This is a genomic window from uncultured Algibacter sp., assembly GCF_947487575.1.
Taxonomy (GTDB): Bacteria; Bacteroidota; Bacteroidia; order Flavobacteriales; family Flavobacteriaceae; genus Algibacter_B.
Genome location: NZ_CANKXG010000003.1, coordinates 39,370 through 61,097, shown reverse-complemented (window position 1 = coordinate 61,097; position 21,728 = coordinate 39,370). Strand labels below are relative to the sequence as shown.

General features: G+C 33.7%; 12 protein-coding genes. All 12 read left to right on the top strand.

The genetic code is table 11. The features are described 5' to 3' along the window. The first annotated feature begins 38 nt into the window (after positions 1–38). The 12 genes from Q0870_RS03980 (at position 39) to Q0870_RS03925 (ending at position 21,698) form a co-directional block, all read left to right on the top strand. Positions 39–824, top strand: coding sequence for a DUF1080 domain-containing protein (locus tag Q0870_RS03980; protein ID WP_298551322.1), 786 nt, complete (start codon positions 39–41; stop codon positions 822–824). Positions 825–996: 172 nt separating this feature from the next. Further along, entirely contained in the window at positions 997–1,311 is a 315-nt protein-coding gene (rhaM, locus tag Q0870_RS03975) for an L-rhamnose mutarotase (protein WP_298551320.1), read from the top strand. A 118-nt stretch (positions 1,312–1,429) separates the two neighbouring features. Continuing rightward, the gene (locus Q0870_RS03970) at positions 1,430–3,628 is read left to right on the top strand and encodes a BNR-4 repeat-containing protein (protein ID WP_298551317.1); all 2,199 of its coding nucleotides are present in this window, start codon (positions 1,430–1,432) and stop codon (positions 3,626–3,628) included. A gap of 1 nt (position 3,629) precedes the next feature. Then, a complete protein-coding gene (locus tag Q0870_RS03965; protein ID WP_298551314.1) occupies positions 3,630–4,337 on the top strand; it encodes a fibronectin type III domain-containing protein in 708 nt (235 codons plus the stop codon). Between the two features lie 114 nt (positions 4,338–4,451). After that, the gene (locus Q0870_RS03960; RefSeq protein ID WP_298551312.1) at positions 4,452–6,890 is read left to right on the top strand and encodes a BNR-4 repeat-containing protein; all 2,439 of its coding nucleotides are present in this window, start codon (positions 4,452–4,454) and stop codon (positions 6,888–6,890) included. 165 nt (positions 6,891–7,055) lie between these two features. Beyond that, positions 7,056–9,857: a family 78 glycoside hydrolase catalytic domain gene (locus tag Q0870_RS03955; RefSeq protein ID WP_298551310.1), complete on the top strand. Its 2,802-nt coding sequence runs from the start codon at positions 7,056–7,058 to the stop codon at positions 9,855–9,857. A 15-nt stretch (positions 9,858–9,872) separates the two neighbouring features. Further along, complete coding sequence (locus Q0870_RS03950) at positions 9,873–12,632, top strand: family 78 glycoside hydrolase catalytic domain (protein WP_298551307.1); 2,760 nt, start codon at positions 9,873–9,875, stop codon at positions 12,630–12,632. A gap of 4 nt (positions 12,633–12,636) precedes the next feature. Further along, positions 12,637–13,602 carry a family 43 glycosylhydrolase gene (locus Q0870_RS03945; protein ID WP_298551305.1) on the top strand — a complete coding sequence of 322 codons (966 nt, stop codon included), beginning with the start codon at positions 12,637–12,639 and terminating at the stop codon, positions 13,600–13,602. 25 nt (positions 13,603–13,627) lie between these two features. Next, a complete protein-coding gene (locus Q0870_RS03940) occupies positions 13,628–15,127 on the top strand; it encodes a sulfatase (protein ID WP_298551303.1) in 1,500 nt (499 codons plus the stop codon). A 36-nt stretch (positions 15,128–15,163) separates the two neighbouring features. Next, positions 15,164–16,843 carry a sulfatase gene (locus tag Q0870_RS03935; protein ID WP_298551301.1) on the top strand — a complete coding sequence of 560 codons (1,680 nt, stop codon included), beginning with the start codon at positions 15,164–15,166 and terminating at the stop codon, positions 16,841–16,843. 190 nt (positions 16,844–17,033) lie between these two features. Beyond that, complete coding sequence (locus Q0870_RS03930) at positions 17,034–18,599, top strand: sulfatase (RefSeq protein WP_298551299.1); 1,566 nt, start codon at positions 17,034–17,036, stop codon at positions 18,597–18,599. A 54-nt stretch (positions 18,600–18,653) separates the two neighbouring features. Further along, entirely contained in the window at positions 18,654–21,698 is a 3,045-nt protein-coding gene (locus tag Q0870_RS03925; protein ID WP_298551297.1) for a sugar-binding domain-containing protein, read from the top strand. Positions 21,699–21,728: the final 30 nt, after the last annotated feature.

Genomic DNA, 21,728 nt, shown 5'->3' with positions numbered 1-21,728 from the left:
GGTGGTAGAGATTTCTTTGTGCTAAAAAATGTTTAAAAATGAATACAAAAAGAGTTAATGTGCTATGTAAAAGTATAGTCTTGTTGTTGTGTTTTTGTTTTTTTCAATCATGCAAAGAAAAAAATCAAAAGAAACAAAAAGATGATAAAGATTTTGTAAGCATATTTAATGGTAAAACGCTAGAAAATTGGAAAGGTAATCCCAAATATTGGAGTGTAAAAGATGGTAATTTAACCGGAACTGTTACACCAGAAACCATTCTAAAAAGCAATTCGTTTATTATTTGGCAAGGTGGACAACCTGAGGATTTTGAACTGAAATTAGATTATCGTATTTCAGATTTAGGTAATAGTGGTATAAATTATAGAAGTGTGTCTCTTGAAAATAATCCTTTTGCATTAAAAGGTTATCAATGCGATATTGATGGAAAACAACGTTATACAGGACAGAACTATGAAGAGAAAAAAAGAACAACATTAGCTTACCAGGGAGAAAAAGTAGTTTTAAATACTCAACTAAAGCCTGATTTATCGGGTAATTTAAGAAGTAATATAAAAAAAAATTGTTGGCAAAGTAGAAACGTAGTTAGTGTTCTAGGTAATAAAGATGCTCTTAAATCAAAAATAAATAGCGAAGATTGGAATCAAGTTCATTTGATAATAAAAAACAATACACTTAAACATTATGTAAATGGTGTTTTAATGAGTGAAGTTATAGATGATGATAAATTAAATAGAACAACTAGAGGTTTTATAGGCGTGCAGGTACATGTGGGACCTCCAATGAAAGTAGAGTATCGAAATATTAAATTGAAAGTGCTTTAGAAACTGTTTTACACCTTCTTTTTATGAAAAAAATAAGTTGAATTGTAATGGGGTTCTTGGTTTATTTACAGCTCAAAAAAGAATAAGAAATAAATGCTTACAATAATTGTTAAATATACAGTTGGTTATTTAAGCTCAATATTTTTAGTAAAAAATAATAAAACTAAATAGTATGAAGAGATTAGCTTTTAGAATGAAGTTAAATGAAGGGCAAAAAGAAGCCTATAAAAAACGCCATGATGAATTATGGCCAGAACTTAAGCAATTATTAAAAGATAATGGCGTGAGCGAATATTCCATTTTCTTGGATGAAGAAACTAGTATGCTTTTTGCGTTTCAAAAAGTATCTGGAGAAGATGGTTCTCAAGATTTAGCAAATAATGATGTTGTAAAAAAATGGTGGAATTTTATGGCTGATATCATGGAGACCAATCCAGACAATTCACCGGTTTCAATACCTTTAGAAGAAGTGTTTTATCTGGAATAATTAACTGCACGGTGAGGTAATTGTTTAAAAGCTATCAGTATACTGCAGGACACTTTTTTATTCAAATTGTATAAATTTGTATTTAGAAACCTTTCTTGTTAAGGTAAAAAGAAAAGCTATGAAAAAAGATTACTCCATTAGATTGGTAAACAAAGGGTGTGTATTCGTCTTTTTGTTATTATTACTACCAACGGGTATTTTGAATGCTCAAGTTGTTTTAGAGAAAGAAGTTAAAATTACCGACATAGGGTTGCATTTTGATGGTAATAAAGTTTCAAGTGGTACTGCAAACACCGGAGATAGTGCACCATATGATTATTTTTTCGGACGTAATATTTCTGCTCATGGAGATGCCATAAAAACCTATGGCGATTATGTTTTTATGACGTGGTATCGTGGTGGTAAAGCAGACCGCCATGTGATGCTAACACGGTATAATACAAAAACAGATGCCATGGCGACCATAGAGTTTCCTCATAGGCACACGGGATATCAAAATCAATATTGGATTGGAGAATCTCATAATACTATAGCTATAGGTGTAAGCCCTTTAGATGGAACAATTCATTTGTTGTACGATATGCATGCTTACAGTGCTTCAAGACCTTCCAATGGAAGTTTAGCTAATGATTATTTTAGATATTCATATTCAGTAAAAAATGCAGCCTCTTTGCCAGATGCAGATTTTACTTTGGATAAATTTGTTCCGAATGGTACAGGAGGATATAAACATTTAAGAATGCCAGGAGCCGCTGCTCAATCAGAATTCTTGTCATTAACTTATCCAAGATTCTTCCAAAATGACGGTGGAGAGCTGTTTATGCTTATGCGTGAAGGAGGAAATAACAATGGTATGTATAAGTTTGTTAAATACGATACCAATACTGGAACATGGGGTAACTTCGTAGATTTTAATAGATTAAATGCAAGAAGCCAACCAGGAATCGATTATAACTGGGGACTTTACGGTGATATGAAATATGTAAACGGAAAGTTTCGTATTGGTTTTCAACGTAGGTCTCAAAACAATGATGATAAATATCTTTATCAAAACGGGGTGTATTATGCCTATTCAGATGATCAAACGGCTGCCACAAGTTGGAAAAATCACAAAGGAGAATCTTTTAGTCTGCCATTATGGGATGCCGATTTTATCAAAGTTATGGAGCCGGGAGATTACGTAGCTACAACACAGCCAAATAAAGTATACATCGTAGGTGGTTTTGACTGGACAGTAACTGCTAACGAAGATGTTCATATTATAAGTCAAGTTAGAGATACTGAAAATAACGTAACCAAGAATTTACATACTTATCGACCCTCAGGAGATGCAGATTTTATTACTTCAGAAGATTTTTCTGGAGGTTCAGCAATTTACACATCTGGAGATAGTGTTTTTCTAATTGGGCTAAACAGTGGTGGTCGTGTATTTGTTGAGAAAGCAGAAGGAGGAACAAATAACTTTACTAAAGTATATGAAGCAACAAGTGGGAGAACTTTTGATCATGGCGTAGTGCATATTGAGAATGGAAAAGTTTATTATTACTTAATGGAAGATAAAACGGGTAATGCTCAACCTCTATATCTACAAATTATAGATTTAGATATTGTCCCATTAGATCCTTTAGGTCCCAATAACTTTACAATTGAGTCTAAAGGAGAGACTTGTTCGGGTGTGGGTAATGGAAAGCTAGTAATAAGTGGAGCGGCTGCTCATGATTATGTAGCTACTATTAATGGAATTGACGACTATAGTTTTACTAAAAATAAAACTATTGAAGGCTTGAACCCTGGAATTTATGATTTGTGTATAGAAGTAGTTGGTGAAAATTTTAATCATTGTTATCAAGTAACTATTGAAGCAGCTCCAACGTTAAGTGGTAAAATTAGTATAACAAAAAAATCAGCAAAAGTTTCTGTATCATCAGGAGAAGCGCCATATACCGTAATAAAAAATGGAATGGAGTTGTTTGAAACCTATCAAACTAATTTTACTTTAGATGTTAACGATGGCGACACTATTCAAATAAAAAGCAAAGAAGCTTGTCAGGGAGAAATGTTGAAAACCATTAACTTACTTGAAAACGTTAAAGCATATCCTAACCCTACAAACGGATTGTTTGAGATGTATATTCCAAATAACATAAAAACTATTGATTTAGAAGTGTACAATATGCAATCTCAATTAATAGTTTCTAAAACCTATACGGCAAACGCTGGTAAAGTGCAATTGAATTTAGAAGATAAGCCAAATGGTATTTATTTTGTAAAAGTTAATTCAGAGCAACCAATATTTGTTAAAGTAATAAAGAAATAAAATGAAAAAGATATACTTATATTTAATAGTAGCTGTGGCATTGATTATGATATCTTGCAGTGGCGGTGAAGATGATTCAAACGATACGAAAAAGTCAGAAGAAAATACTGCGCCAACAATACCAATACAAGTTTATCCATTAAATAATACCATTTGTATTGATAATAATATTGTGTTTGAGTGGGATACGTCCACAGATGCAGAAGGAGATAGAATAACCTATACTGTTGAAATTGCTGAGAATAGTGGTTTTTTACCAATATTAAATATAGAAACTAGTGCTTCGTTATCCAAATTGATTAGTTTGGAAAAGGGTAAAGCTTTATACTGGCGCATCAAGGCAACCGATAGTAAGTCTGCAGCTAGTTCCTACTCCCCCGTGATGCAATTTTTAACAGAAGGAGATGGGGTGAGTAATCATGTGCCATTTGCACCTAGTTTAACAGCTCCTTTTTTGAATTCTGAAATAGACGGTACGAGTACTACATTAAGTTGGTCAGCGTCAGACATTGATGGGGACCCATTAACCTTTGATGTGTATTTAGATACAAATGCAGATCCGATAACTAAAGTTGCTGAAAACCAATCTGAGACCACTTACAATGCTACAGGTTTAAGTGTAGCATCTACGTATTACTTTAAAGTGGTCGCGAAAGATGATAGAGGAGGTATAAGTATAGGGCAAGTTTGGAGTTTTACTACGAAATAAGGTGCTTTTATTTGAAATTTTCTGTAGTAGAAATATATATAGCGCAGGGTGGTTTCCAAAAAAAATAAAGGTAAATTTATAAACTAATCTGTTAACAGGTTAATATAAAAGGCTATGAAAAAAAGTTACTCTCATAATTATACTCTGTTATCTGTATTATTGATGTTTTCCTGTGTTTTAAGCAGTCAAGTTGTTTTAGAAAACGAAGTTAAAATTACCGATTTAGGTCTGCACTTTAATGGTAGTAAAGTAGGTAATTCTTCAGCAGATAACGGAACTACTACTACATATGATTATGTATTTGGTCGTAATATATCAGCACATGGAGATTGTATAAAAACATATGGTAATTATGTATTTATGACTTGGTATCGAGGAGGTAAAACAGATAGACATGTTATGTTAACACGATATAACACAGTTACAGAAACAATGGCTACAATAGAGTTTCCTCATAGGCATACTGGTTTTCAAAATAGGTGGTGGCTAGGAGAATCACACAATGCTATCGCGATTGGAGTAAGTCCTTTAAATGGAACTATACATTTATTATATGACATGCATGCTTACAGTGCTTCTAGACCATCTGACGGTTCTCTTGCTAATGATTATTTTAGATATTCTTATTCTTTAGCAAATGTTGCATCTTTACCAGATGACGAATTTACACTGGATAAGTTTGTTCCAAATAATAATGGAGGTTATAAGCACTTGAGGTTAACAGGAAGTGTGTCACAAAATGAATTTATTGCCTTAACCTACCCTAATTTTTTCTTAAACGATGCAGGAGATTTGTTTATGTGGATGCGTGAAGGAGGTAATAATAATGGTATGTATAAGTTTTCTAAATATGATGCTAATACTTCCACTTGGTCTAATTTTATAGACTTTAATGCATTGAATGCCAGAAACCAACCAGGAATAACATACAACTGGGGGTTATATGGAGATATTAAATACGTTAATGGGAAAATGCGTATTGGTTTTCAGAGACGATCACAAAATAATAGTGATAAGTATCAATATCAAAATGGCGTATATTATGCGTATTCTGATGATCAAAGCGGTGCTACAAATTGGAAAAATCACCAAGGACAAGGTTTCAATACACCACTTTTTGATGCCGATTTTATAAAAGTTATGGAACCAGGAGACTATGTTCAAGGAACAAATACAAATGCACTAAGTATAGTTGCTGGTTTTGATTGGACAGTTACTGAAAATGAAGATGTACACATAATAAGTAGAGTACGAGATAATCAATTTGGTGTAACCAAAAATTTACATACCTATAAACCTGCTGGTGCTACTGAGTTTATAACATCAGAAGATTTTTCTGGTGCGTCATCTATATATACTTCTGGAAATGACGTGTTTATTATAGGATTGTCTGGAGGTAGAGTATTTGTAGAAAAGGCTGTAGGTGGTACCAATGATTTTACTAGAGTGTATCAAGCTAGCTCAGGAAGAACTTTTGATCATGGTAGAGTTTATGTTAGTAATGGCAAGTTGTACTATTATTTGATGGAAAATGCTTCAGGTAGTGCACAACCGCTTTATTTACAAATAATTGATTTAGGTATTATACAAGAACCTTTTAGAGTATCTTTAACTTCACCTTCTAATAGTGAATCTTTTGATATTGGAGAAACAATTCAAATTTCGGCAGATGCTGTTGATGAAAATGGAAGTATTTCTAAAGTCGAGTTTTGGGTAAATGGTACATATTTTAGCGAGGATAATTCTGAGCCATATTCAGTGGATTGGACACCAACTGAAGTAGGAGGCTATACCATTCAAGCAATTGCCTATAATGCAAGTGCTGAAACGGTTAATTCTTCCATAATTACAGTGAATACTAAGGTCTTCGATCCAAATGATTTAACAGGCGATATATATAGAATCAAAAATTTTGTAACAGGGAAATATTTACATTCTGTTGGTTCAGACGTTGTTGAAAGTGATACTGGAACGAATGTAGCCTCTGGAGATAAGGAATGGGAATTTGTAAAGGCTGGTAATTTTTATAATATTGAAAGTAAAAGAGCGGATAGAGGTATATTAAGGGCTGCCGGAAATCCTCCAAATGATATTATTAATACTGGTTTTGGAGCGCCGCGAGAAGATGGTGATAAACAATTTAATGTCGTTTATAATGCCGCAGATAACTCATATCAATTCCGAACCCCAAACAATGTAAATTATATATATCACAATGCTAATGGTATTATTGAGCATGTTGCCAATAGTGATGATAGATCTAAATGGATTGTTGAATCTACAACACTAAGTACTCCAAAATTAGAACCTAACCCTTTTCTAGCAAGGATTTTTCCTAATCCTGCAACCAATAGTTTTACTGTTTTACTTAATGATGCAAATAAGGCAAATATTATTATAAACGATATGCTAGGAAAAGTAATTTATCAAAACGCGATACATTCTAATAGAATTGAAATTGAAAATAATGGACGTTTCAAGTCTGGTTTATATATTATTAAAGTAGTTGATCATAACCAAAGAATTTTTCATTCTAAACTTATAATTAGGTAAAAAAGTAAAAAACATTTTTACTTGTAAAATTCAGATGATAAGCGATTCATATTTGAATTTCGAGACAGTACAGGATAGTTTTTTATGAAAAAAAATGGAATTTGGTGATCAGTTTTTTTGTCTAAATTTAAAAACTGAAAAGGACTATTATCTAGTGTGTTTAAAATGAAATTATCAAAAAAAACAGTAAGGTTAACTTTATTTTATTGCTGTATTGTGACATTTTTTGTTTGTGTGTCCTGTAATGAGGAAGCAATAAAAAAACCACAAGAATTAAAACTTTCAGAAGGTTTTAAAAACCCAACAGGATTTTATAATGCAAACCCAACGTTTTCATGGAAACTACCTGTTTTAGAACAAATTAAATCGCAATCTGCTTATCAAATAGTTGTAGCATCATCAAAAGAACTATTACCAGATAATGCTGATTTATGGGATTCTAAAAAGCAAAAAAGTACGCAATCTACTTTTGTAAAGTATCAAGGAAAAGCATTAAAATCAAGACAAAAAGTATATTGGCAAGTAAGGTATTGGAACCAAGATGAAAAGGCTTCAGATTGGAGCGAAACCAATTCTTTTGAGCTGGGACTATTAAATAATTCCGATTGGCAAGCCCAATGGACAGGATTAGATACTGCAAAAGATAGCATTAAAGGTGTTCGTAAATTTTTAATGCACAGGCCACAATATTTAAGAAAAGGTTTTGAGTTAGCTTCTGATGTTGTTTCAGCAAGAATGTATATTACAGCAAAAGGTGTTTTTGATGTGCATTTAAATGGAAAAGATGTTAGTGACGATGTTATGACTCCAGGTTGGACACCATATAATCATCGTATAGAAACATTGACTTATGATGTTACTGAACTTTTACAAGCAGGTAAAAACGCTTTAGCGGTTGAGTTAGCTTCAGGATGGCATTCAGGAAGAATTAGTAGAGGTAGAGCGTTATATGAAAATTTTGCATCACCAAAAATTCTATGTCAGTTAGAAGTTGTGCTGAAAGATGGTTCGAAACAAACCATTGTTTCTGATGAATCTTGGAAAGGAACAACCAACGGACCAATACGTTTAGCAAGTGTTTACGATGGCGAAGTATATGATGCAAATTTTGAAATACCAAATTGGAACACTGTTGCTTTTGACGACTCTAACTGGAAATCGGTTGAAGTTGAGGCAATTGCTAAGGATGTTAAATTAGCTCCCAAAAGACATCACACCGTAAAAAATCAAATCGTTTTAAACGATGTAGAAATTATTTCGGTTAAAGAAAATACATCGGTTTTTAATATGAAACAAAATATGGTAGGTGTGCCAAGAGTAAAAGTACCCATGAAAAAAGGCGATACTTTAAAAATACGTTTTTCTGAAATGTTACTGAAAGACAATACCTTTTATACTAAAAACTACCGTTCTGCAAAGTCAACAGATTATTACGTAGCAGCTAAAGATGGTATTGTAGAATATGTTCCAAAATTTACGTTTCACGGATTTCAATTTTTAGAATTGAGTGGTTACGATAAAAATGCGAAACCAAACGCTTCTTGGGTGCAAGGTATAGTACAACATTCCAATTTTGAGAAAAACGGAACGTTTACATCATCTCACGATAAGTTAAATCAATTACAAAGTAATATTACTTGGGGGTTACGAGATAACTTTTTTGATGTGCCTACAGACTGTCCGCAACGTGACGAACGCTTGGGTTGGACAGGAGATGCACAAGTAATTGCACCAACAGCATTGTTCAATTATAGTACTCACGCTTTTTGGACGGCTTGGTTGCAAAGTTTAAGAGAAAATCAGTCTGAACACAAAAATGGTTTAGTACCTTTTATAGTGCCCGATGTGCTGCAAAACAAAAACGGTGGTTCTGGTTGGGGCGATGCCTGCGTTATTGTTCCTTGGGATATTTATAACATAACAGGAGATGTTACTGTACTTGAAGATAGTTATGAATCTGCAAAAAAATGGGTTGGATACTACCAATCTAAAGTTAGAAAAAAACCTTATATCCCGATAATGCATTCTTTTGGAGATTGGTTGCAGCCATATCCTTCTAAAAGTTTAAAAAAGGGAAATAGAGGAGATACACCAAAGGAATTGATTAATACCGCTTATTTTGCGCATTCCGCACATTTAATATCTAAAATTGCTGGTGTTTTAGGTAAAACGGATGATGCAAAAAAATATGCAGCTTTATACAAAGCTGTTGCCAATGCTTTTGAAAATGAATTTTTTGATGAAAACGGAAAGTTTAAACAAGAAAGACAAACGCAAACAAGTTATTTACTAGGTATATATTTAGAATTATTTCAACCAGAAACCAAACTAAAAGCACAAAATCACTTGCTTGAAGAAATTAAGAATGCCGATTATCATTTAGGAACAGGATTTTTAGGAACACCAATTCTACCAAAGGTTTTAGATGATATGGGAGAAATCGATTTGATGTATAAAATTTTGTTTAAAGAAACCTATCCATCTTGGTTTTACTCTATAAACCAAGGGGCAACGACGATGTGGGAACGTTGGAATAGCTTTAGTAAAGAAGGTGGTTACAATTCACAAAGTATGAATAGTCTAAATCATTATGCATACGGAGCTATTGGGCAATGGATGTACGAGCGTATCGCAGGTTTAGCATCGTTAGCACCAGGATATCAGAAAATTAGAATTGCACCTTTACCAAATACCGAGTTTTTAACGTCAGCTTCAGCAAGTGTAAAAACACCTTATGGAAAAGCGTCATCATCTTGGAAAATTGAGAATGATTCTTTTAAACTTGATGTTGTTATTCCACCTGGCACATCTGCAGAAGTGCATATTCCTTATGGAAATAAAGATAATTTATTAGAAAATGGAAGTATTTTTACAAAGAATTCAAATTTAAAATTAATGAGTTCTGATGATAATTCAGTAATAATTTTAGCAGAACCAGGAACTTATAACTTTCAAACTAAACTTTAAATCATGTTAAAAAAAATGAACTTAAAATATTTTGGATGTGCTTTGTTTGCTTGTGTGTTTTTGAGCTTTACGGCATGTAAAGAACAGGTAACTATAGCAGAAGCTCAAAAATTAACCATTTCAGAAGGGTTTGAAAATCCGTTAGGGTTTTATGATAAAACACCTAGTTTTTCATGGCAATTGCCAGTTTTAGAAGGCGTTTTAAGTCAATCAGCATATCAAATAGTAGTGGCTAGTACCCCAGATTTGTTACCTGACAATGCAGATTTGTGGAACTCAGAAAAGCAACAAACAGCTCAATCTACTTGGGTAAAATATGATGGAGCAGCTTTACAATCACGTCAAAAAGTATATTGGCAAGTAAAATACTGGAACCAAGATAACGAAGCTTCAAAATGGAGTGAAATTAGTCATTTTGAGTTGGGTTTGTTAAGCAATAACGATTGGAAAGCAAAATGGATTGGCTTAGATACCAAAAAGGAAAAGCTTTTAGGAAGTCAAGAAAATATCATTCACAGACCACAATATTTAAGAAAAGGTTTCGAATTGTCTAATGATGTAGCATCAGCAAGATTATACATTACAGCAAAAGGAGTATTTGATGTATCTATAAATGGAGAAGATGTCAGTGATGATGTAATGCCTCCTGGATATACGCCTTATAAAGAACGTATTGAAACAATCACTTACGATGTTACCGATTTAATAGAATCTGGACAAAATACCATAGGTGTTGAGCTTGCTGCAGGATGGCATTCAGGACGTTTAGGTTGGAAAAAAGAGTTGTGGGTTGATACAGAAACGCCTAAAATGATATTTCAATTAGAATTAACGATGAAAGATGGTTCTAAAGAAATGATTTTATCTGATGATACTTGGAAAGGTACAACAAACGGACCAACTAGAATATCAGAAATTTACGATGGAGAAACCTATGATGCCAATTTAGAAATGCCAAATTGGACTACAAATAATTTTAATGATAAAACATGGGAGTCTGTAAATATGTTTCCTGTAACGAATGACATCCGTTTAGAGCCAAAAAGACATACCACTGTTAAAACTAAAATTGAATTAGCAACACAAGAAGTTGTAGAAAAAGGGGGAGTAGCTGTTTTTGATTTTCAACAAAATATGGTAGGTGTGCCGTTACTTAAAGTACCTATGAAAAAAGGGCAAACGCTAAAAATTCGATTTGCAGAAAAGTTATCTCCAGATGGTACATTTTATACCCAAAATTATAGAAGTGCGCAGTCAACGAATTACTATACAGCTTCAAAAGATGGTGTTATAGAATGGATGCCAAAATTTACATTTCACGGATTTCAGTATGTAGAATTAAGTGGATATGACACTTCAAAAACCCCATCAAAAGATTGGGTAACAGGATTAGTGCAATATTCAGATTTTGAAGAAAACGGAACATTTACATCGTCTCACGAGAAGTTAAATCAACTACAAAGCAATATCGTTTGGGGATTAAGAGGAAACTTTTTTGATATTCCAACCGATTGTCCACAACGTGACGAACGTATGGGATGGACAGCCGATGCACAAGTATTTGCCCCAGCATCTATGTTTAATGCCGATGTATATAAATTTTGGGCAAGCTGGATGCAAAGTGTTGGCGAGTCGCAATCTGATAATGGAGCTGTGCCATGGGTCGTACCAGATGTGTTATTTAATAATAAAGTAAGTGCAGGTTGGGGAGATGCATGTACCATTATTCCTTGGAAGATTTACTTAAGAACAGGAGATAAAAAAATCCTCGAAGAGAATTTTGAAACCATGAAAGGTTGGGTAAAATACCATGAAAGTGTTACTAAAAATTACATCTCTTCTATGGGCTTTTTTGCAGACTGGTTACAGCCGCTTCCAGAAAATGATAGCCCTAAAGGTGATACTTCACATTCCTTAATAGGAACTGCGTTTTTTGCACATTCGGCAAACTTAACAGCAAAAACAGCAAAAGCTTTAGGTAAAACCGAAGCGTTTGAAAAATACAATGCGATTTACAAAACGGTTGCAAATGCTTTTGAAAATAAGTTTTTTGAAAACGGAAAAGTAAAAGGTGTTGCAGAAACACAAACCTCTTATTTATTGGCTTTAGCCTTTGATTTACTATCTGAGGATAATAATGCAAATGCTAAAAAACATTTATTAAGAAAAATAGCAGAAGCCGATAATCATTTAAGAACAGGATTTTTAGGAACACCATTATTATCTGAAGTTTTAGATGCAACAGGAGAAATAGATTTGATGTATAAGATTTTGTTCAATGAAACGTATCCTTCTTGGTTCTATTCTATAAATCAAGGCGCAACCACTATTTGGGAACGTTGGAATAGTTATAGTAAAAAAGATGGTTTCAATCCAATGAAAATGAATAGCTTAAACCACTATGCTTACGGTGCTATAGGAGAATGGATGTATGAGCGTATTGCAGGAATAGCACCTTTGGAAGCTGGTTATAAAACCATTAGAATAGCGCCTGTGCCAAAAGAACCATTAACATCTGCGGCAGCTAGTTTAAATACACCTTACGGAAAAGTAGTTTCTTCTTGGGAAATAAAAGGAAGTAAATTTGAATTACATGTAGTAGTTCCTCCAAATACAACGGCAAAAATTACTATTCCTGCTAATACAGAAAAAGAATTGATATTAAACGGTAAAACATTTAAAGGCGATAATCGTGTAAAATTAATTGATAATACAGTATCTGGTTTTGAATTGTTAGTTCAACCTGGAGATTATAAATTCACGTCTCAACTTTAATTTGATGAAATTTAAAATTTCACTTCTTTTTTTTGTGATTGCTTTGGTAAGTTGTAAAAATCAGAAAAACCAAACAAAAGAGAAACAGGTTGAAAAAATTGAAGTATCAATAGAAAAACAGGAGAACAATCCTGTAATTCGTCATATGCGTACTGCAGATCCGTCTGCCCATGTTTGGGAAGACGGAAAAGTATGGATGTACACTTCTCAGGATATGGAAGATGCTACATTCTATGATTCCATGGATGGATATCATGCCTTTTCATCAACAGATATGGTAAATTGGACAGACCATGGTGAAGTATTACATTCTAGAGATATTCCCTGGGGAGCAAAAGGGTGGATGTGGGCGCCAACTGCCATTTATAAAAATAACAAGTACTATTTACTTTATCCGCATTCTGTAAAAGGTTCAAAAGACGACATGCGTTGTGGTGTAGCAGTTAGTGATGTACCTCAAGGACCATTTAAAGACATCGGTTGGATAAAAGGTGTTGAAGGACAATGGTTAGATCCTTGTGTTTTTACTGATGATGATGGGAAAACGTATTTGTACTGGGGTGTTAGAGAGCCGAAAATGGCTTTGTTAAAAGATAACCTTTTGGAATTGGCTGAAACTCCTAGAAGTATAGCGTATGGAGCTGAAAATTTCTTTGAAGCCAGTTATATGCACAAATACAACGGAAAGTATTACTATTCTTATAATGCAGGTTTAGGTGGTTTTTATGCTATGGGAGATAGTCCTTACGGACCATTTGAATACAAAGGAGCCATCAATCCAAAGCAAAGACAAGATCATCATTCTATAGTTGAGTATAAAGGACAACATTATTTCTTTTACCACTGGCAAGGTTGGAATGGTGGTTCAAAATTTAGAAGAAACACGTGTATTGAATATTTATATTATAATGAAGACGGAACGATACAAGAAATTAACGCAACCAAAGAAGGAGTTCAAAAAATTAAATAAAACCAACCCAACAATTATTCAAAAAATGAAAATTAAATTATTTTCGATAACTCTATTACTAACCGTAGTTACTTTATCAAGTTGTAAAAAAGAAACAAAATCTGAGTCAGTATCAGAAAGTTCTAAAGAAGTATCTAAAAAGCCAAACATTGTATACATTTTAACCGATCAATGGAGAGGTTCTGCATTGGGATATGCAGGAAATCCTGATGTAAAAACACCTAATTTAGATGCGTTTGCAAAAGAAGCTGTCAATTTTACAAATGCAGTATCTGTAACACCAGTTTGTACACCACATAGAGCAGCGTTGTTAACAGGTAAGTTTCCAACAACTACAGGAATGATTGTAAACGATGTGTATTTGCCTTCGGAAGAATTGTGTATGGCAGAAATATATAAAGAAGCGGGCTATAATACAGCTTATTGGGGTAAATGGCATTTAGATGGTCATGGACGGTTAAACTACACTCCAAAAGAAAGACGCCAAGGTTTTGACTATTGGAAGGCTCTAGAGTGCTCACATAATTACACCAAAATGCCGTATTATTATAATGAGGATCCTGAGATAAAATACTGGAATGAGTATTCGCCATTTGCAATTGTTAAAGATGCCAATAATTATATAGCTGAAAATGCCAAGGACGACAAACCGTTTTTAGCATTCATTTCAATTGCAACACCGCATTTTCCACATCATAATGCGCCTAAGAAGTATAAGGATATGTACCCACCAGAATCTTTAACCTTAAACCCAAATGTTGCTGAGAAGTTTAAAGATAGAAGTCGTGAAGAATTACAAGGATACTATGCACATGCAACCGCAACCGATGAAGCCATTGGAACCGTTTTAGATAAATTGAAAGAGCTTGACTTATTAAATAATACTATCGTTGTATTTTCGGCCGACCATGGTGAAATGATGGGAGCACATGATGTTAGACCTTTCCAGAAACAGCTGGCATGGAATGAATCTATTAGGGTTCCGTTTTTAATTAGTTACCCGGGAATAGATAAACAAAAAGGTGCAGTTGTAAATGCGCCTATAAACACGCCAGATATTTTACCTTCGTTGTTAGGACTATCCAATATAGAAATCCCAGAAGATATAGAAGGAGAAAATTTGACAGCACTAATACAGAATCCTGATTCTAATTCAGATAGGGCAGCATTAGTAATGAATGTTGCACCTTTTGCAGGAAGTTATAATAATCTACCATATAGGGCCATAAGAACTAAACAATATACCTATGCAAGAACAACAGATGGGGCAAGTATGTTTTTTGATAATGTTGCAGACCCATTTCAAATGAACAACTTGTTAGGTAAACCTGAATTCAAAACAATTCAAACACAATTAGATAATAAATTGAATGAGAAATTAGCTCAAATAAAAGATGAGTTTAAACCAAGAGATTATTATCTCAAAAAATACAACTACACATTTGATAAGAAAAAGCCTGCTGTTCCCCATTGGGAATTTGAAAAAGGTAAGGGAGTTGTACAGTCACCAAAACCAGTAAATTAAAACTTCCATATATCTATATTAATCAATATTATTAAAATGAATAGATTACTAGCATTATCAATAATAGGATTGTCATTTTTAGCTTGTAATAAAAACAAGTCTACTGAAATTAAAGAAGAAAAGCCTAACATCATTTTTATTCTTACAGATGACCAAAGGTGGGACGCTTTAGGTTATGCTGGTAATGAGTTAGCCCACACGCCAGAAATGGATAAACTAGCAAAAAGTGGTGTGTTTTTTAAAAACACCATTGCCACAACACCCATTTGTGCTGCAAGTAGGGCAAGTATATTTAGTGGGTTGCAAGAACGTACACACAATTACAGTTTTACCAGTAAAGCTATGAAAGATGAGTATATGGAGCATGCTTTTCCTAGAGTTTTAAAAAAATCGGGATATTACACGGGTTTGTACGGTAAATTTGGAGTGAAATATAAAAAACTGGACTCACTTTATGATGTTCATGAAAATTACGATTTAAGGTACGACCGTAAAGATATTACCAGTTATTATTACAAAACTTTAGAAAAAGATACAGTACACTTAACACGCTATACAGGAGAAAAAGCACTACAGTTTTTAGATAAAGCGCCAACAGATAAACCATTTTGTTTGCAGTTGAGTTTTAGCGCACCCCATGCAAGCGATAATACAGTTGAGCAATATTTTTGGCAAGAAGAAAACAATCATGTTTTAGAAAATGTAACCGTGCCAGATGCTAATATTTCTTCAGATGAAGACTATAATAAATTGCCAGAATTGGTAAAGGATGGATTTAATCGTTTACGTTGGTATTGGCGTTATGATACTCCAGAAAAGTACCAACATAGTGTTAAAGGGTATTTCAGGATGCTTGCTGGAATTGATAACGAAATAGCTAAAATTAGAACAAAACTAGAAGCCAAAGGTATAGCAGATAATACCATAATTGTTTTAATGGGCGACAATGGGTTTTTCTTAGGTGAAAGACAAATTTCAGGTAAATGGTTAATGTACGATAACTCATTAAAAGTGCCTTTAATTATATATGATCCAAGAAATAAAACACATAAAGATGTTGATGCTATGGCATTAAATATAGATGTACCATCTACGATTTTAGACTTTGCTGGCGTAGAAGCCCCTAAGAGTTGGCACGGAAAAAGTTTAAAACCATTTATTAACGAAAAAAATGTGGATTTAGAACGTGATACGATTTTAATAGAGCATTTATGGGACTTTAAAAATATAGCACCAAGTGAAGGGGTTAGATCCAAAGAGTGGAAGTATTTTAGATATGTAGATGACAAATCTATTGAAGAATTGTACAATTTAAAAGACGACCCAAGAGAAACAAACAACCTTGTGAATGATAAGCAATACCAAGATGTTTTAAATAACTTAAGAGCTAAATGTGAAGATTTAATAGAAAAGTATAAAGATCCTTATGCTTTAATTATTGAAGATAACACGTTTGATGGTAAAGCATTTCATTGGAAAGTATCTAACACAAATCAAAAACAAACAGCGTTTCAAATTTTAGTAGCATCATCTCAAGAAAATATTGATAATAATATTGGAGATGTTTGGGATAGTAAAAAAATAGAAAGTGATACAACCGAAGTTTTAAAAGCGAATCAATTTAGGCTTAAAGAAAATACAAGCTATTATTGGAAAATGCGGATTTATGACGAGTTAAATAGAACTGGTAGTTATACAAAAGCTCTAAAAATTTGAAAAAATCAATAAGTATTAAAGCATTTTATAAAACAATCTAATTACGTTTTTGATAGGAGAAATTTGCCATTCCTTTTGGAACTTTGTTATAGCTAAGGGTATTACAATCACTAAAATCTGTTCAATAATAAATGAAGACAGCTTTGTTAAACAGTTATATTAAAAAAACTTTGTTTAATTTAAATATAAAATGATAAAGAAGTTTACTTGTTTGCTGTTTTTGGTAATTGCTGTATCATGCAAAACTAAAGATGAAAAGCCAAATATTCTTTTCATTTTAGCTGATGATTTAGGGTATTCTGATTTAAGTTGTATGGGAAGTTCTTATTATGAAACGCCCAACATTGATGCTATAGCAAATAACGGTATGGTGTTTACAAATGGTTATGCGGGGTGTCAGGTTTGTAGTCCTTCGCGAGCAACACTCATGACGGGTCAATTTACAGCTCGACATGGTATTACAGATTGGATTGGTGCTCCAGCAGGAGAAGATTGGCGCACAAAAAAGCGCTTTTCTAAAGTGCTTCCTGCGGAATACAAACATCATATGGACACCAGTACAATAACACTGCCTATGGCTTTAAAAGATGCGGGTTATTCTACATTTTTTGCAGGAAAGTGGCACTTGGGAGATGTGGGGTATAGTCCTGAAGATTATGGTTTCGATATTAATAAAGGAGGGTACCATAGAGGTAGCCCAGCAGGAGGATATTTTTCACCCTTTAATAACCCGAAATTAGAAAATAAAGAAAAAGGAGAAAATCTTTCTATGCGATTAGCTAAAGAAACGGTTGGTTTTATGAAAGCATCAAAAGATAAACCATTTTTGGCATACCTGTCTTTTTACGCTGTTCATGGTCCAATACAAACAAATAAAGAGAAGTGGAATAAGTACCGTAATAAAGCAGAGGAAAATGGTATTCCAGAAAAAGGTTTTGAAGAAGGTTATTTTTTACCTATGCGAAAGTATCAAGATAATCCAGTATATGGTGGTTTAGTAGAAACTATGGATGATGCAGTGGGCTTGGTTTTAGAAGCACTTAAACAAAATGATTTAGATAAAAATACAATCGTGATTTTTACTTCTGATAATGGTGGAGTGACTTCAGGTGATAATTACTCAACCAATTGTTTACCATTAAAAGGAGGTAAAGGTTATCAGTGGGAAGGTGGTATAAGAATTCCATATATAGTAAATGTACCATGGATGAATCATCAAGGTAAAAAGAGTCATATCCCTGTTGTAGGAAGCGACTTTTTCCCAACAATACTCGATTTAGCAGGTTTGCCTTTGCAACCGCAAGCGCATATTGATGGTAAAAGTATTTTGCCTGTATTAAAAGGATATAACATAGAAGAACGTCCGTTATATTGGCATTATCCGCATTATGGAAATCAAGGGGGGAGACCCGTTTCTATGATGCGTAAAGGAGATTGGAAACTTATACATTATTGGGGAGATGGGCATGATGAGTTGTATAATTTAACTCAAGATATTCATGAGGACAGCAATTTAGCTTTATCACAATCAAAAAGAACTCAAGAAATGATTGAAGCATTAATGAATTGGTTGAATGAAGTTGGAGCTAAATACCCTAGTCCCGATCCACTTTATGATTACAAAAAAGAACAAGTAGCAATATCGAAAAAGAAAGCAAGTATGTTTAAATTTCATGAAAGATTGCGTAAAGATATGTTGCGTAAAGATTGGAAGCCTAATAAAGCATGGTGGGGAAGTCTACCAACTGATGATTAGGTTAACTGGAGTTTTTTAAAATGAATTAAATAATAAAAAGCACTTAAAAATAGTATGGAAATTAATTTAAAAATTAAAATTTGTTTAGCTTTTACATTCGCGTTTTTGTCAATGCTATGTTTTTCGCAACACACAGAAATTAACTTTAATAATAGCTGGAGTTTTGTTCTAGAAGATAATCCTTCATTTTCAGAAGAAAAAATAGATGATTCTGCTTGGCAAACATTAAATATACCACACGATTGGTCATTTGAAAAAGGGGTAAGAAAAGGAGGCGATCAAGGACAAGGTGGTGGTTATCATGATGGCGGTATTGGTTGGTACAGAAAATACTTCAATATTAAAAAAGAAAGCCTGTCAAAAATCACTTACATCAATTTTGATGGCGTGTATATGAATAGTGAAGTTTGGATAAACGGGAATTACATTGCAAAAAGACCTTACGGGTATATTAGTTTTAGATACGATATTTCAAAATACTTAAAAGAAGGAAGAAACACGATTGCAGTAAGAGTAGATAATGCTTTAGAACCTTCTGCAAGGTGGTATCATCCTTGTGGAATATACGCACCTGTAAAATTGATTGAGGTAAACAAAACCCACATTCAACCCAACAGCATTTTTATAAAAACACCTTCCATCAATAAAAATAAAGCACAGGTTGTTGTTGATGCTGCAATTAATGGAGAAATTAAAAAGTTGAAATATGAAGTAAAACTATTCTCTCCAGAAGGAAAAGAGTTGACCAATAATTGTGAAAAACTAGAAAATACAAATCCATCATATCAGTTTGAAATAGAGAATCCACAATTATGGAGTCCAGAAAGTCCAACGCTATACAAAGCAGTGACTCAAATTTTAGATGGTAAAAAAGTAATTGATGAAATAGAAACAAGGTTCGGATTCAAAACCGTAAAATGGGAAACCAAAACAGGTTTTTGGCTAAATGGAGAAAACGTAAAACTGAAAGGTGTTTGCGAACATTGGGAAGGCGGACCAGTAGGTGGTGCTTGGACAAAACCAATGCTACGTTGGAAATTACAGAGTCTAAAAGATATGGGCATCAATGCTATTCGTCCTTCACATAACCCAACACCACCGATGTTTTATGATATCTGTGATGAAATTGGGTTGCTGGTTATGGATGAAATTTTTGATGGTTGGCACAAAAAAGCACCTCAAGATTATGGAAAACAAGCCTTTGACGAATGGTGGAAACGCGATGTAAAAGAATGGATTACAAGAGATAGAAATCACGCCAGTATTTTTGTTTGGAGTTTAGGTAACGAAACACATAGTGATGTTGCCCCAGAAATGGTGGAATTTGGAAGAAATTTAGATCCAACACGATTGTTTACTTCAGGCGCAGGAAATCCAGAAGATATGGATATTGAGGGTGTAAACGGTGGTTCAGAAACCAAATCCTTTATTGAAGGTAAAACGTTAGAGAAACCGTTTATCTCAACTGAAGCACCTCATACTTGGCAAACTAGAGGGTACTACAGAACGCAAACTTGGTGGCGCGATAACGAATTACCAGGAACTTACGAATTACCAAATTTAACAGAAAAAGAAATTTTCTTTTACGAAGGCATTAATCCTAAAAACTGGCGTAATAGAAAACAAAGTTTCAATTCGTCTTATGATAATACAACCGTAAGAGTTTCAGCAAGAAAATATTGGGAAGTTGTTCGGGATAATCCTTGGCATAGCGGAAATTTTAGATGGACAGGTTTCGATTATTATGGAGAAGCTGGTTTAGTACATGGCGGTTTACCTTTTAATTTATTTATGGGTGGCGCTTTAGATGTAGCTGGATTTAAAAAAGATTTATTCCATTTTTATAGAAGCCAATGGACAACTGAACCTATGATACACATGTTGCCACATTGGTCGCATCCAAGAATGAAAAAAGGAACGGTTATTCCTGTTTGGGTATATTCTAATGCCGATGAGGTAGAATTATTTTTAAACGGAAAATCTTTAGGAAAAGACAAACCAGGAACCGTTTGGAACGAAATGCAATGCGAATGGATGGTGCCTTACCAAGAAGGGAGGCTAGAAGCGGTAGCGTATATTGATGGTAAAGAAGTAAAAAGAACCTCATTTTCTACAGCCAAACAGCCTTCAAAATTAAAGACAAGTTTGCAGAAATTAGCAGGAGAAGGTAGTTTTGAAGCAAGTTACATCATCACATCAGAAAGTTTAGATAGCAACAACAGTTTGTATCCTTACGGAGAAAATAAGGTATACTATAATATTCAAGGAGATGTAAATAAGGTTTCTATGGAAAATGGAAATCCTATAGACCAAACTAGTAGAACAAAATCAGATTACAGAGCATTGTTTTTTGGAAAAACAAGATTGTTTTTAAGAGAACTACCAAATGCAAAAAATGCGACTATTGTTACCGCATCAATTTTAGGAGATAAAGCACTATACATTTCAAATCTAATAAGTATTAATGCAGCTTCAGTTCAAGTTTTAGGCGAAAATAAATCTTCAAATTTAGAAATTCTATACACTTTAAACGGAGAAAACCCAGAAACAAATGGACTAGAGTATAAAGGTGCTTTTGAAATTTCAGATGGTACAACTGTAAAAGCCATTGTAAAACAAAACGGAAAAGTGGTTTTACATATGGAAGAAACTTTTGGTAAAAATGAAGGCTTGTTTTGGGGAGATGAACATTCTAAAGACATGTGGATTGGAAGAGGAGTAAATATTTCTGCCGAAGAGGGGATTCTTGAAGGTGATGCAAAAGTAAGCAACAAAGCGCGCCGTTATAAAGGTAGCGGTTTTGTGAGATTTGATGGAAAAGAAGGCGCAATAACTTTTTATCAAGAAAACGATGGTGAAGAAGGGGATTACAGTATGCGTTTTAGATATATGCATAATAATGAAGGGAAATTGCATACTATGAAATTGTATTTGAATGATGAATTTGTAAGGACTTTGGAATTCAAACCAACAGGAGGCTGGGAAAAAGAATGGAAATTTGTACCCGCTATATTAAGGCTTAAAGCTGGAGCAAATAATATTAGGATAGAAACAACTGGTGAAAGCGGACCTTATATTGATGAATTATTTATTGATTAAAATAAAATTTTAACGATGGCAACAGTAGTA